The organism is Gudongella ferriphila (genome assembly GCF_046224405.1).
Lineage (GTDB): Bacteria > Bacillota > Clostridia > Tissierellales > Tissierellaceae > Gudongella.
The window spans coordinates 73,326-88,233 of record NZ_JBJXRK010000002.1; the positions used below are offsets into that span (position 1 = coordinate 73,326).

The 14,908-nt window shown below is 43.4% G+C and carries 13 protein-coding genes; 4 read left to right on the plus strand and 9 right to left on the minus strand.

Features of this window, described 5'->3' with window-relative positions; translation table 11 throughout:
* Window positions 1-39: 39 nt before the first annotated feature.
* The 5 genes from ACKVDP_RS02665 to ACKVDP_RS02685 form a co-directional block, all read right to left on the minus strand.
* Window positions 40-1,383 carry a CoA-disulfide reductase gene (locus tag ACKVDP_RS02665; protein ID WP_409227258.1) on the minus strand — a complete coding sequence of 448 codons (1,344 nt, stop codon included), beginning with the start codon at window positions 1,381-1,383 and terminating at the stop codon, window positions 40-42.
* A 46-nt stretch (window positions 1,384-1,429) separates the two neighbouring features.
* Entirely contained in the window at window positions 1,430-1,975 is a 546-nt protein-coding gene (locus tag ACKVDP_RS02670; RefSeq protein ID WP_409227259.1) for a YeeE/YedE thiosulfate transporter family protein, read from the minus strand.
* 11 nt (window positions 1,976-1,986) lie between these two features.
* Window positions 1,987-2,499: a YeeE/YedE thiosulfate transporter family protein gene (locus tag ACKVDP_RS02675; protein WP_409227260.1), complete on the minus strand. Its 513-nt coding sequence runs from the start codon at window positions 2,497-2,499 to the stop codon at window positions 1,987-1,989.
* A 24-nt stretch (window positions 2,500-2,523) separates the two neighbouring features.
* Complete coding sequence (locus ACKVDP_RS02680; protein ID WP_409227261.1) at window positions 2,524-4,311, minus strand: SLC13 family permease; 1,788 nt, start codon at window positions 4,309-4,311, stop codon at window positions 2,524-2,526.
* A 75-nt stretch (window positions 4,312-4,386) separates the two neighbouring features.
* Window positions 4,387-5,739: an MBL fold metallo-hydrolase gene (locus ACKVDP_RS02685; RefSeq protein ID WP_409227262.1), complete on the minus strand. Its 1,353-nt coding sequence runs from the start codon at window positions 5,737-5,739 to the stop codon at window positions 4,387-4,389.
* Window positions 5,740-5,930: 191 nt separating this feature from the next.
* Here ACKVDP_RS02685 and ACKVDP_RS02690 point away from each other — a divergent pair, with 191 nt between their 5' ends.
* From ACKVDP_RS02690 to ACKVDP_RS02700, 3 genes are read left to right on the plus strand one after another with little or no spacing between them, the layout of a single operon-like run.
* Window positions 5,931-6,998 (plus strand): helix-turn-helix domain-containing protein, encoded by a 1,068-nt coding sequence (locus ACKVDP_RS02690; protein ID WP_409227263.1) that lies wholly within the window; start codon window positions 5,931-5,933, stop codon window positions 6,996-6,998.
* Window positions 6,999-7,017: 19 nt separating this feature from the next.
* Window positions 7,018-8,286 carry a DUF1576 domain-containing protein gene (locus ACKVDP_RS02695; protein WP_409227264.1) on the plus strand — a complete coding sequence of 423 codons (1,269 nt, stop codon included), beginning with the start codon at window positions 7,018-7,020 and terminating at the stop codon, window positions 8,284-8,286.
* Entirely contained in the window at window positions 8,283-8,621 is a 339-nt protein-coding gene (locus ACKVDP_RS02700; RefSeq protein ID WP_409227265.1) for a hypothetical protein, read from the plus strand. Before ACKVDP_RS02695 ends, ACKVDP_RS02700 begins: the two co-directional genes overlap by 4 nt.
* A gap of 18 nt (window positions 8,622-8,639) precedes the next feature.
* On the opposite strand, the gene ACKVDP_RS02705 is transcribed toward ACKVDP_RS02700, so the two are convergent.
* On the minus strand, window positions 8,640-9,428 hold the full coding sequence (locus ACKVDP_RS02705; protein ID WP_409227266.1) for a hypothetical protein: 789 nt from the start codon (window positions 9,426-9,428) through the stop codon (window positions 8,640-8,642).
* A gap of 200 nt (window positions 9,429-9,628) precedes the next feature.
* Here ACKVDP_RS02705 and ACKVDP_RS02710 point away from each other — a divergent pair, with 200 nt between their 5' ends.
* Window positions 9,629-10,822: a metal-dependent hydrolase family protein gene (locus tag ACKVDP_RS02710; RefSeq protein ID WP_409227267.1), complete on the plus strand. Its 1,194-nt coding sequence runs from the start codon at window positions 9,629-9,631 to the stop codon at window positions 10,820-10,822.
* A gap of 38 nt (window positions 10,823-10,860) precedes the next feature.
* Here the strand turns inward: ACKVDP_RS02710 and ACKVDP_RS02715 are convergent, their stop codons facing one another.
* From ACKVDP_RS02715 to ACKVDP_RS02725, 3 genes are all read right to left on the minus strand, one after another.
* Entirely contained in the window at window positions 10,861-12,279 is a 1,419-nt protein-coding gene (locus ACKVDP_RS02715) for a carbon starvation CstA family protein (protein ID WP_409227268.1), read from the minus strand.
* A gap of 116 nt (window positions 12,280-12,395) precedes the next feature.
* On the minus strand, window positions 12,396-13,157 hold the full coding sequence (locus ACKVDP_RS02720; RefSeq protein ID WP_409227269.1) for a LytR/AlgR family response regulator transcription factor: 762 nt from the start codon (window positions 13,155-13,157) through the stop codon (window positions 12,396-12,398).
* Window positions 13,154-14,851: a LytS/YhcK type 5TM receptor domain-containing protein gene (locus ACKVDP_RS02725; protein WP_409227270.1), complete on the minus strand. Its 1,698-nt coding sequence runs from the start codon at window positions 14,849-14,851 to the stop codon at window positions 13,154-13,156. The genes ACKVDP_RS02720 and ACKVDP_RS02725 overlap by 4 nt, the downstream gene beginning before the upstream one ends.
* Window positions 14,852-14,908 lie beyond the last annotated feature (57 nt).

Below are 14,908 nucleotides of genomic sequence, written 5' to 3' on the forward strand. Positions count from 1 at the left end.
ATATTCACCTCTGTCCATCTATTCCCCAATCGATTGAAACTATTCAGCCACATTTGCTGCAACCTGAAGGGGATCCCATGCTCCTGAATATGGAGGTGTATATGCAAAGTCACTGTAGGCAAGCTCCCTTAGGGTCATCCCATTCTGAATCGCAATGGAAAGTGCGTCTATCCTATGCTGGGCACCCTTTTCACCAGCAAGCTGGGCACCGAGAAGAATCTTGGAGTTCTTATCGAAAATGTACTTTACATACAAGGGCTTGCTTCCTGGGTAATATCCTGCATTGCTGTAGCCCTTAATGAATTCCGTCCCGTAATCAAACTCCTCATCCTTGGCCTGTTTCTCGTTTATTCCAGCTGCGCTTATGGTCATATCCATTATCTTAACCACAGATGCTCCTATTCCTCCAGGAAACCTGCTGTCCTTTCCAGAAAGAATTTCTCCCAGAAGTCTTCCCTGTCTGTTTGCATAGGTTGCAAGGGGTATGTGGACATTTTTCTTGAGGATCCTGTGGTATAGGGTGGCGCAGTCACCTGCTGCATATATGTCAGAAATGTTGGTCTCCATCCTATCATTTATTACAATGGCACCATTCTTAAGTGTCTCTATTCCTGTTCCATCGAGAAATCTGGTAGCAGGTACGACTCCTATGGCAACAACAACAAGATCTGCTTGATGCTCTCCCTTGTCTGTAATGACCGACTTTACCATTCCATCCCCGCCCTGGGTTATCTTCTCAACCTCTTCGTTGAAGTTAAGCCGGATCTCCTTTCCCTTCAGTTCCTCCATTAGAATCTCCCTGATTTCCTGGTCAACGGGCTTCATAATGTTTGCTGACCGGTTTATCACTGAAATATCCTTGCCAAGATTGTGAAATGATTCAACCAGCTCAAGGCCGATGTAGCCAGCACCTATCAGGACCACTCTTTCAACCTTATCTGAAAGAGCTGCCTCCTTGATCCTCTGTCCATCCTCAACCGTCCTTAAGGTGAACACATTTCCCACATTTTCATCCACAAAGGGTGGCTTCACGGGCTCAGCCCCTGTGGCAATGACCAGCTTGTGGTAGTTCTTTTCAAATTCCTCTCCAGTTTCAAGATTTTCTACAACCACCTTCTTTTTATCTGGCAAAACCTTGACTACCTGGTGCTTTATCCTTACATCAATATTGCTACCTTCAAAATCCTCAGGCTCCTTTATTACAAGCCTATTGTGATCTTCTATCACATCACCTATATAATATGGCAGGCCACAGGCTCCATAGGATATGTGTTTTCCCTTCTCATACACGGTTATTCTTGCTTCTGAGTCTTCTCTTGATAGCTTTGCGGCACAGCTCATTCCTGCAGCAACTCCACCTATTATCACGACCTCTTGATTCATGCCATTCCCCCCTTCCAATTGTAAAGAGGCGAAATCTTCTCGCCTCCTACAGTCCTCCTATTTCCATAAACAACAGTACTGCCACAATTAGGGCTCCAAAGGGAATGGTCACCTTGAATGGACTGCCCTTTATGTGATGGAAAAGACTGTATTCACTGTACTTGTCCTGTGTCAGGACTCCCTTTTCCTTCAGTTTGCCATACATCATCGCATAGATCATTGTTCCAAGGACAATTCCAATGAGTCCTCCTGTAACTGCATCGATGTAGCCGTTTCCGATTGCACCGGCTATTGTTCCAGGACAATAGCCCAGCAGTCCAAAGCCTACACCGAATAGTAGTCCCCCTATTGTTGCGTTCTTTATGGATCCGGCCTTGGTCTTCACCGGAACCATATCCTTAGGGTAAAAATAGCTGATTCCCAGCATGGACACAACTATGGCCGTCAGGATTATCTTTATAACGGTAAAATCAATGAGCCTCAATTGTCCAACGATAACATCATACTTGGTCACCCCTCCCTTCTGGAGAAAGAAACCAAAGAGTATTCCTATTATTAGTCCCTGCATTAAGGTTCTGTTATTCTTAGTCATTTTAATCACCCCTACATTCCATAAATCAGGAAGGCCACAGCTATGCCGCCGATAAAGAAGGCAATTCCAGCCACCCAGCTAATAACCGAAAGAAAACTGGTTCCACTGATTCCATGTCCACTGGTGCATCCACCAGCCCATCTTGCACCTACGCCCAGGAATATTCCTCCCACTACTGCAGAAGCAAACCTTAGCATAAAACTTCCTGACACTTCACTGGCCCACATTTCTGGAACTGCAGTTAGACTGAAATCTCCCGACAGCATTGCAGATACGAATGCTCCTATGATTATCCCCAGCACAAGCATCATACCCCAGTCCAGCTTCAATTCGTTCTTTTGGTAATATTCGTTGTTCTGAACCTTCTCCTTGTCAAAGGACCTGTAGATTATCCCTCCAAGCTTCATAAAGCTTGTGGAGGCACCCAGGGGCTTCTTTGAAACAAGAAGTGAACCCACATTCAAAAGTCCGATCAAAATCCCCACAACGTAGGGTGACCATCTTTCAAGCATCAAAAAATCCATCTTTCTCCTCCTTCACTCATTATGTTAAATATAGAACAAATAAACTATCAATGTAGATACAAGAAGGAATATTACACTCATTATCCCTCCTGCCTTAATGTAATCCCCTGTCTTGTAGTTTCCGGGACCCATAACATACGCATTGACCTGATGGGTGGGAATGACAAATGAATTTGATGCAGCAACTGCAACAAGAAGAGCAAGACCTCTTGGGTCTATACCGAAGCTCTCACCCATTATAAGTATCAAAGGTACCAACAGCACCGTTGCCGCTACATTTGACATAAACAGCGAGAAGAAGGATGTGATTAATCCGATAACAATTAGGATGAAAAACACATTCCATGATTCAACCACACCAATTATTGCTTCCGCCGTCAATCTGGCGGCTCCCGTCTGTTCAAATGCGGTTCCCAATGGTATTAGACCAGCCAGCAAAAATACTGTTTTCCAGTCAATTGCCTCGTATAGCTCCTCCTTGTAAATAACTTTGGTGAATAGCATCAATATGGCTGCAGAAAGGAAGCTAAGAGGCAAGGAAACTCCAAATAGTATCAATAGTATTCCCACTCCCAGTATCGCCATAGCATGAACTTTCTTATCCGCCCTTGAGCTTTCCTCAGGAGGCTTGACATCACTTATTACAACAAAATCCTTTGATTTTTTCAGGCTGTTCAGGTCCTCCCATCGGCCGAAAACTATGACCTTAAGCCCGGGCTCCATTTCCCAATCCATTAGGTTCAGTCTGTTTCCATCTGTGTTAATGTATATTATTGGTTCAATCCTATAGTTTTTTCTAAGGGCAATTTCCTCCAGGGTCTTCCCTTTGAGATTTGAATCCGGAGGCAGAATTATTTCGGCAAAGCCCGCTTCCTTCTCATCGGCAAGCTCCCTGAAGACTACAAGCTCATGCTTGTGTTCAAGATTAAAGGCCTTGAAGAATTGACTCAAGTGTTCATCTTCCCCAAATATGGCCAATATCTGGCCTTCCTTGAAGGTTGTCTTTCTCCATGGTATAAAGGTCTTGCTTCCCGAGTCCCAAAGTGCGAGAATATGGATACCATAGATTCTCCAAATGTCCAATTCTTCAATGGTTTTTCCAATCAATTCACAATCCTTCTCTATTACCACCTCATGTATTTCCCTTGGAAGGTTGTAAATATCCAAAAGCTCGTCCTTTCTTTCCTGGCTCTTCTCTCCTCCCCCAGGCAAAACCTTCCCAGAAAGTAGATAGAAGTATAGGATGCCTGCAAACAGTACTCCCAGTCCGATTGGTGTTACACTGAAAAGTCCAAAACTGTCGTAACCTCCCTTGTTCAATAGGTCATTTAGGATAATCAGAGGACCTGAAGCAACCATTGTGATGGTTCCACCAAGAATCCCCGCAAAAGCAAGGGGCATTATCAGTCTCTGATTACTTATTCCAGATTTATTCCCAATCTTCTTTACTGCCGGCAAAAAAAGTGCCACAGCTCCTATGTTCTGCATGAACGAGGAAATCATGCCTGCTACTGCCATTACCACTGCAATGACCTTGTTTTCCTTGGTTCCAGCCCTCTGCATGATTATGTTGGCAAAGCTGTCCATTATACCTGTCTTTTCTATGCCAAATCCTATGATCATAACTCCCATTATTGCCACTACGGCATTTGATGAAAATCCTGCAAATGCCTGGTTAAGTGGAATTATTCCACTCCATGCCAAGGATAGCATTATGATAATGGATGCCACGTCATTCCTAATTCTATCTGTGGAGAACATGATGATTGCAGCAAAAAGTATAACAAAAACAATCATTACATCGTTACTCATGGCAATCCTCCCCTGATTTAGAAATCAAGCAGCCTCCCCTTTGAGCCTGCTTGATCTTTTCCAGTTTCTTCGTTTCTATGAAATATTTCTGTACATTCTTATTCCACCGGTTATTACGACTGCATGGAATCCTTCGAACTTAAGATAGGATGCAGCAGTGGTGGCTCTGTTCCCTGAACCGCAAAGAACGTATATGGTCTTGCTCTTGTCAAGCTTGTCAAGATTCTCATAGAGGCTCTTAAGTTGGATGTTTACCCTGTTCTCAGCTGGATCCCCATCCTCAATCTCCTCTGCATCCCTTATGTCCAGAAGAATGAAGTCATCACCCTTGTCCATTTCCTTGTATTCCCTGGCTGTTATCGTCGGTAGCTTGTCTATGTCATTTCCCTTCTCCTGCCACATTTCAATCCCTTCCGGCAGATACCCCATCATGTTGTCAAAGCCGATTCTTCTGCAGTACCAGTATATTTCCTCCATCTCACCCATTGAACCATCGATTATAAAGGCCAACTTGTCATCAGGGAAGTACATGGATCCTAGAAATGCCGTAAGGTTTCCCTTTGACAGAAATATTGACCCTGGTATGTGCCCACCGATGTATCCCTCTTTTGTTCTTGCATCCACAAGTATCACATCGTCCTTGATGGCTTCTATCTCTTCAACTGTGAGTACGTTTAGTACAACCTCATCGCCAACAAAGTCCCCTCCCTTGACGTTAAGGACCTCCATCCGCTCAAAGTATCTTGGTTTGATTCTCATTTTGGCAAATTTCTCGACAAACTCCTCCTTTGAGCCAACCTGAAGCAGTTCATTCGTTGCCTTTTCATACCCCAGTGAGGAATATGGCCTCTCATCCATGGAATCTCCACAAGCAGACCCTGCGCCGTGTGCCGGTAACAGCAGAACGTGGTCGCCAAGAGGAAGAATCTTCTCAAACAGACTATCGTACAGAAGACCTGTCATCTTTTCAAGATTTTCCTCTCCATAAAAGTCCGTTCTTCCAAAGTCACCCATAAACATGCAATCTCCAGTGAAGATCATGTATGGCTTTTCTGTTCCCTCTTCATACACAGCATAGCTCATATGACCTAGGGTGTGACCTGGTGTATGTATGGCCTTTATCCTTATCTCACCCATTACAATTTCAAAGCCGTCCCTGATTCTTTCTCCATAGACATGTCCAAGATCTTCATGGTCGGATATGTATATCCGGGCTCCTGTTTTTTCAGCCAGCTCCATGGACCCTATTACATAGTCCTCATTCCTGTGGGTCTCAAGGATGTATTTTATTCTCATACCGGCTTTTCTTGCTTCGTGCATATACACCTGGATATCTCTCATTGGGTCTATTACAGCAATATCATCACCATCACCCACCATGTAGGAATAGTGCGCCAGTCCTTCAGTTTCAATCCTCTTGAAAAACATAAAATCCCTCCTTTTCATATTTAAGCTTCCTTATATTTCTACCCCGCAGGTTTTGGTCTAAAACCCATTACCATAATCTGTTAATGGGATGCACCGGAAATTGAGTAATTTTCTTAATTAAGTTCTGGTCTGAAGGGTATAATTGAGTATAGGTAAATTCAGCAATTACATTACTAAACAAGGAGGAAAAGATGAAACTATCAATAGGAAGCACCATCCAAAAACTGAGACAGAACAAAGGAATTTCGATAGATCAGTTTGCACATGCGCTTGGTACAACACCAGATGTTGTTGAAAGGTGGGAGAACAGTTCCTCCTATCCGGACATCACTATGCTCTCACCAATAGCAAGGCTCCTGGGAACTTCACTGGATGCACTTTTGATGTTTGAAACAGAAATAAGTCCAGATGATGTAACAAACATCTACAAGGTTTGTGCGGAAAAGTTCGAAACTGGCGATTACGACGATGCCCTTTTGGTATGTGAAAACTATTTGGAGGCATACCCAAACAGTCTTTTCCTGAAATTCAGGATGGGTAGCCTTTTGCAGGAATATATCCAGATGGCTGAAACCGAGGATCAGGCAAACACTGTTCTGGACAGATCCATTTCTTTACTTGAAGCAGCCTCTGTAATTGATGACCTGGAGGTTAAGCAGGCCTCACTGTATGTACTTAGCAGTCTGTACACCATGAAGGAAGATTATGACAAGGCAATTGAGGTTCTCAATACACTTCCAAAGCTTAACGTAAATACTGACTTCATGCTATCGACAATATATTCCATAACTGGGGACAGTGAAAGTGCCAAAATTGTGGAACAGGAAAGTCTTTTCAACAATATCAACAACTCAATTATTGCACTTGCCAGCATGTGGGGCACCGCTCTTAAGGAGAGGGATCTTGAATTTGCAATGGAGCTTGCAACCCTCCAGAGAAAAATGATTGTAGATTATAACCTTGAGGGTTACCTTATGGGAAACAACATACTTATGTTTGCAGACATCTATGCTGTGAAAAAGGATGTGGACAGAACCCTGGACTATATTGAAAGATATGTTGATTGGGCATTGAAAAACGAAAACTCCGATTTGGATCTGTCAAAAAACAAGTTCTTCTATCTGGTTGAGAACCTTAATCCCAGCATGAGCTTCGAATACCAGCGACAAAACTTTATTAGCAATGTAATCAAGAATCAGGATTATGACCTGGTGAAATACACCGACAGGTACAAGAAGATCATTTCAAAAATAATCTAGATTGAAATTAGGTGATGGGATGGAGAATGCAATTCTCAAATCGCTGGAGTTCAGCGAAAAGATAAAATATAGGATAATGTACCTGTACTCAATTGCATTTATCCTCGCATCGTTTCTTTTTGACTCCTTTTATGGGCTTGTAAATGGGCTTGTCCATATAGCAATGTCTCCAACACTTCTATTGACGGACTATCTGGCCATAGGTGGTATTGGAGCTAGCCTCTTGAACAGCGGCGTTCTAATGCTATTGACAATTTTCATCGCCCGCAGGAATGATGCCCTTATGAATGGTCCTCTCATAGCAGCAGTATTTACGGTGGGAGGCTTTGCTTTTTTCGGGAAAAACATTTACAACATCCAAGGAATTCTCCTGGGAGTATATATTTTTAGCCGGATCCAAAAGGACCATTTTACAAAATACATCATTATAGCTTATTTTGGAACTGCGCTTTCACCAATTGTCAGTCAGGTCAGCTTTGGGATGGGATTTGGTGTGTTTCCGGGGATAGTTTTGGGAGTAGGTGCCGGCTTAGTCATCGGATTGATCCTCCCGCCTTTGGCAAGCAGCTTCGTAAGGTTCCATCAAGGCTTCAATCTATATAATATCGGCTTCACATCCGGAATCATAGGCATGATACTAATGTCAGTATTTAGACTCAGTGGATATGACCATTCACTGAATCAAATCATAGTTACTGAGACAAGCATTCCTTTATTGGTCCTACTGGTGTTGTATTTCTTCTCAATGATACTTGTTGGACTGATAACCTCGAAAAACAGTTGGAAAGAATACAGATCCCTTCTAAAGAATCCCGGGCGATTGGTTACAGACTTTGTGTCACTTCACGGGTTCTCAACATCTATCCTAAATATGGGAGTTCTTGGTTTGTTGGGGATTCTTCTTGTATCCCTTCTGCAAGGTCCCATAAATGGTCCCATAATAGGGGGTATCTTTACACTGGTGGGATTTGGATCCTTTGGAAAACACCCTGGCAATTCACTTCCCATAATGGTGGGTGTTCTTGTTGCAGGCTTAATTGCCGGACTGCCGTTCTCATCTACAGGATTTTTGCTAACGGTCCTTTTTGCCACAACTTTAGCCCCAATATCTGGACATTATGGTTATTTTGCAGGTATACTCGCAGGATTCCTTCATCTCGCATTGGTATCCAATCTTGGATATCTTCATGGGGGCATGAATCTTTACAACAATGGTTTTTCAGGAGGGTTTGTTGCAGCTTTTCTGGTTCCAATATTTGAATCTTACAAAAGGGAGAGGAATCTATGAAGGACGAAAAATCCAAGCTTTTAAAAATCATGAATGAATTGGTAAGATTTTTCTTAAAGGCGGGCAATCACCACATCAATATCCAGATGGACCTTGATGATCATGAAGGTGTTATTATCCTGGAAGGATGCTGCACAAGAATATCAGATAAGCAAATCCGGGAACTGGACAGCATCATCAATTCACCCCGAAAGGATGAAGCGGAGGAGTATTACTGGAATCTCATTGGAAGCAATGATTTTTCTGAGCTGCATCTTTTGGGTGCTCTAGTAAACGATGGCGAAGTTGGATATGAGGGCGACAATTTGAGGATAAAGGTTCGAAGAAAATTTTAGGATGGTCAAGTGACCATCCTATTTCATATTCTCAATTATCCTCTCAAGGTTATCGTAAAAGTAAAGAGCGTTCTCTCCATCCAGCTTCATTTCATCCTTCTCTATTTCATCCAGATATTCCTGTAGAATCCTTGCTGTCCTCGTGTTAGGATTTTCCCTTATTGTTTCTTCATAAAGCTGAAGAATGTCATCCCTGATCTCACTCTTTCCCTCCTGGGCATAAACGTATTGATTGCCCAGACCCTGAATGGCCAGGCTCATATATGTGTCATAGAGATCCTCTAATCTGGTTCTGGTTTTTCCCTCTGGGTAGCTTTCCATATGACTTTCGATCTGAAGGGCCCTTTCCAGAATTTCCTCGGCTGGAATGTTTATTCTCTCACCATCTGTGGTCTCATTCTCAACCTCCTTGTTCCATATTCTAAAGTATGACTTGAACTCATCTGATGCATGCTGGACATGTGGAGCAAGCTTCTGGAGCACTCCCTTAGTGTCGTAGCCCTGAGCGTAAAGATGGTTTTCCAGCTGAAATAGCATTTCGTCAACCCGAAACTCATCAAGGCTATCCACATTTTCCTTCAGGAAATTGATAATTTTATCCTCATCCATCCTCTGCTCGATATAGCTGTAGTATTCCTTGAGTATTTGAACCTGCTCAGTCTCCTCAAGGCGATCTCCTACAATCTCTACTGCCTTATCCTTTAAACCATCCACATCAACGTTTTCAGCGATTTTCTCCACCTCTCCCGAACATCCTGCAATAAGCACCGTGCTGGCTAGTATAATGGCCACGAATAATTTTCTCAATTGAATCAACTCCTTGCTACTATTATACCTTCAAAAATCCATTTAATTGTTACAAGACCATTACATAAGTAAAATGCTTCAAGCCGGATATCCATGACTTTATTGCATGAATAGGTTTTCCCTGCATTGACACAAAGTGATTTCCTAAATATAATTCTATTTAGCCGTACTTATTATTTGAAAATTAGGGAGGGATGCATATGACAAAGAAACAGACATTCTACAAGGGCTTTACACTTATAGATGGAACCGGAGGGAAACCTCTCCAAAATGCATTTATGGTTGTTGAGGATAAAAGGATAAAAAGAATCGGCAGGCTTGTTGATGCCGAATCAACCAATGGATATGAGGTTGTTGACCTGCACGGTAAATATGTGATGCCTGGAATGATCAATGCCCATGTTCATATAATTATGGAGCCTGTGGCTGATCCAAACAAGCTTCTTATGACAGAGTCAAAATACAAGACACTGTTAAGGGGAGTTGCCAACCTCAAGAAGCATCTTCATTCAGGTACAACCTATTTCCGAGACATGGGTGGATACGATTATATGGACATAGTACTTAGGGATGAGGTCATGTCCGGTCTTGTCGAAGGTCCCGAGTTCCTCGCTTCAGGCAAGGTGATTACAATGACTGGCGGCCACGGTTGGATGATGGGTCGGGAGGCAGACGGCCCTGAGGAAACCAGAAAGGCAGCAAGGGAGCAGCTTAAGGCTGGTGCTGATGTTGTAAAGATAATGGCTACTGGCGGTGTAATGACACCTGGAGTTGAACCTGGAAGTCCTCAGCTTGAAGAGGATGAGATGAAAAGCGCTGTGGCTGAAGCCCACAAGGCCGGCAAAAAGACCGCCACACACGCACAGGGTACAACTGGTATAAAGAATGCCATTAGAGCTGGAATCGATTCAATCGAGCACGGAATATTCCTTGACGATGAAGCCATCCAGATGATGGTGGAGAGGGGTACATATCTGGTTCCAACTCTGGTAGCTCCCTATTTCATAGTTAAGAACGGTATTGCAGCAGGCATTCCCAAGTTCGCCGTGGACAAATCAGAACACGTGATGAAGTATCACGTTGACAGCTTCCAAAGAGCACTCAAGGCAGGGGTTAAGATTGCCATGGGAACAGACTCAGGAACGCCTTTCAACCAGCATGATGGAGGTCCTTGGGAAGTTAAGCTTATGGTGGAGAATGGAATGACTCCAATGGAAGGTATTGTTGCCGCCACAAGAAATGGAGCTGAGTGCCTTGGAATAGACAAGGACTACGGAACAGTTGAAAGAGGCAAGTTTGCAGATTTTATAGTTCTTGAGGAAGACCCACTGGAAAATATTGATGCTCTGTTTGATGTAAAAAGCGTTTATAAGCTTGGCAAGAAGGTTAAATAATCATAATCCCCTGGAGTTCTTCCAGGGGATTATGATTATTATTTTGCTGGTACCGCCTCAAGCTTTGTTTTATATAGGAAAAATCCTATTGCAGCAATTGCAGCAATTGCTCCTGCAGGGTATGCAATTGTTGTTGGAAGACTGAAGCCCTCTGGTGCCTGAAGTATATAAGTTATGCTTACGGCAGTCATAAAGGTTGCCGGAAGACTTGTCATCCAGTGGCTCTTTGCCATTTTCACAAGGTAAGCTGATGCCGCCCAGAGAACTATCATTGCAAGCGTCTGGTTTGACCATGCAAAGTATCTCCAGATTATATTGAAATCAATCCTGGTCAATGCAAAGCCCACTACAAATAATGGAAGTGACAGCAGTAGTCTCTTCTTGATAGGGCCCTGCTCGAAGTTCATGGCATCTGCAATGGTAAGTCTTGCGCTTCTAAAAGCAGTATCACCTGATGTTATTGGACATGCTATTACACCAAGCATGGCAAGAATTCCACCTACAGGACCAAGCAATGATGTGGAAATTGTATAGACAACCCCAGCTGGTCCTCCTCCTGTTGCCAAGACCTCTGAAAGTCCGCCTACTCCGTTGAAGAATGCCATTCCCGCTGCAGCCCAGATCATTGCAATTACACCTTCAGCAATCATTGAGCCGTAGAAAACCCTTCTTCCGTAGCTTTCCTTGGTCATACATCTTGCCATCATAGGTGACTGAGTCGCGTGGAATCCTGAAATCGCTCCACAGGCAATTGTCGTGAACAGTATGGCCCAAATGGGAAGTCCTCCAGGATGCAGGTTGGAAAGTGTGAATGCAGGCAGCTGATAGCCATCAATCACAAGTTTTGCGCCAATTCCTGCAGCCATTATAAGCAATGATGCTCCAAATATTGGGTAGAGCTTACCGATTATCTTGTCAACTGGCAGAATAGTTGCCAAGAAGTAGTAGCCAAGTACTATTATAACCCATACCTGAAGGCTGTTCAGACCAAAGAGATTTAGATTTGCAAGAAGTCCGGCTGGTCCTGTCATGAATACCGTACCTACAAGAACAAGAAGCACCACAGAGAACACCCTCATAACCTGCCTAGCTCCGTTTCCAAGATACATTCCAACAATTTCTGAAATGCTCTTCCCTTCGTGTCTCACTGAAAGCATGCCCGAGAAATAGTCGTGAACCCCACCTGCAAAAATGCTTCCCAGTGCTATCCAGATGAATGCAACGGGACCGAAAAGTGCTCCCTGGATTGCTCCAAAGATTGGTCCTAGACCTGCAATGTTCAAAAACTGGATAAGAAAAATCCTTTTCCAGCTCATGGGCATGAAATCTATTCCGTCCTGAAGCCTTGTAGCTGGTGTCTCAATGGAGTCATCCGCTCCAAAATGCTTATCTACGACCTTGCCGTAGGTTATGTAACCAAACACCAAAATAATGATACCAATAATAAAGTATGTCATTGTAAAACCTCCTGTATGTATTTTCATATCTAATATATATGAAAACAAATACAGGAGGTCTATCTTTGTCCTATGATACACAAATCAGGTGTCAAGTTGCAAAATTTGATTCCAAGTTACAAATCCATATTCATCCTCTCCCGAAACTCCCTGACATATGTTCTGCTTACTGGAATACCCTCTTTGATACCCTTGTACCTGACATTGTAGGTTGAATTGAACCATGGCTCTATTGACTCGATCAGATCTAGATTCAGGATATATGACTTGTGACTTCTGAAGAAGGACTCTCCCCTAAGTCTCTCGTATATCTCAGCAAGGGTTGAATTGATGGAGAATCTTCCCCTTTCAGTGTGGACAAATGTTGTCTTGTCCTCAATTGAAATGAAAAGGATCTCACTGGTCTCTATTGGAATCAACCTGTCATTGCTGTACCCAACTATCCTGGACGGTCTTCCCATTCCCATCTCCTTGATGATACTGTCTATTTTCTCAGCCTGGAGCTTCTCTCTGTGTATTATTATTCTCTTAATCTTCTCCAGACTTTTTTCAAGCCTCTCAGCTGACACCGGTTTAAGCAGATAATCCACAGCATTGACCTCAAACGCCTTGATTGCATACTTGTCATAGGCTGTTACAAAGACAATGTATGGTGGATTCTCCCTCTTTGATAGCTCCTGAGCAACCTGGACCCCATTGATACCGGGCATGTTTATATCGAGAAAAACCAGTTGGGCATCTGTTTGCCAAGACTTCTCAAGTGCTTCAATTCCATTTTCAGCAATGTCAGCAACATGGAAGTCACCCCTCTGGGATATCATCCAAGCCAACTCCTCCCTTGCAGGCTTTTCATCATCGACGACTATACAGCTTATCACTGTGCATACACCTCCTGACCATTGGGGATGAACATTCTAACCCTGGTGCCTTCATCCTCCCTGCTGGTGATCTGAAGTCCATAGTCCTTACCATATAGGTTTATCAGCCTGTCGTGGACATTTCTAAGACCGATGCAATCCCTTGGACCACAGTCGTTTAGCAGTCTATCCAGTGTATCCTCAGGGATCCCAACGCCGTTGTCCACAACCTCAATTATGGTTCCCTGATTGTTGTTTCTGGCTGATATGGTGACATTCCCTCCCTCCAACCTGTGGAGCACTCCATGCTTGATGGCATTTTCAACCAGTGGTTGAAGCAGCAAAGGTGGAATTTCACACTCAACTTCAGGCAAAATCTCATAATTAATCTTGAGCTTGTCCCCATGTCTTGCTTTCTCAATTTCAACATATGATACTATGTGCTCAATCTCTTTGGTAAGAGGCACCTTGTCAGATGGCTCCTGGAGATTTGACCTGAAAAAGTCTCCAAGATGAACAAGAAGCTTTCTTGCCTCATCAGGCTGTGTCCTTGTATAGGAAACTATTGTATTGATTGCATTGAAGAGAAAATGCGGGTTTATCTGTGCCTGCAGAGCCTTCAATTCTGACTTGGCCAATAGCTCCCTCTGCTGATCTATCCTACTTAGCTCCAACTGGGTTGAAAACAGCTGTGCAAGACCAAGGGCAAGCTCTGTCTCAACCATGGTGATTGATCTCTCTTCAGCCTTGTATAGCTTCAAGGCTCCTATTACCCTGCTTTCCTGTTTTATTGGAACAATTATGGCAGACCTCAGCTTACAACCCTTGTGGTCACAGCCTATATCCTGCTTGCTGTCGGCTATTGTAAAGCTGTCGCTGTGAAGGGCTTTCCTCGTAAGCTCAGTCATAAGGCCAATTCCAGGTTTATGATGGTCCTCACCTTCACCCACATGAGCGATTATCCTTTCCCTGTCTGTAAAAGCCACTGCCTCAACATTTGTCATTTCCTTTATTATTTCAGCTGTCTTCATTGCAGTCTCTCCATTGAAGCCATCCCTGAAGAACATCGTCCTGTTGGCAATCTTCAGTGCCAATTGTGCCTGATAGGATGCTTCCTTCTCCATTCCATGCAGCACGCTATCCACCATTGCAATAAATACAGCTATTCCAAGACCATTTGCAAGTATCATGGGGATACCTATGATTTCAACAAGCTCAAGTGCATCTCCATAAGGCTTGGCCATGAGGAGTATTATCACCATCTGCAGGACCTCAGCGGCAAACCCAGCCATAAGTGCAAATGTGAATCTGTGTTTTGAATGATCAAATCTCTTTTTGAGGAAACCGGCCATTGCTCCTTCTGATATGGTCGAAACCGCACAGGCAAGTGCTGTAAACCCTCCGATGTCAATAAGATACCTGTGTCCTCCAGCTATTATCCCTGAAAGGATACCAACAAAGGGGCCTCCCAAGAGACCTCCCACAAAAACTCCTATGACCCTGGAATTTGCAATGGCACCCTGGATATGTATTCCGGTATACGTACCTATGATTCCAAAGGAACCAAATATCAAAGCCAATGCCAGCTTGTCCAAAAGGCTGATCTTCCTCTTTGATACAAGCTTCCTGAACATTCCCAGTCTGGAGAGGAGAAATGCCAGAATCAATATCAAACCTACCCTGTTTATAAGATTTTCCAAACTTAAATATTCCATAAAACACCTCAATTCTGAATTCATCAACAGTATATATATTTTATTGTCCCAAATCAA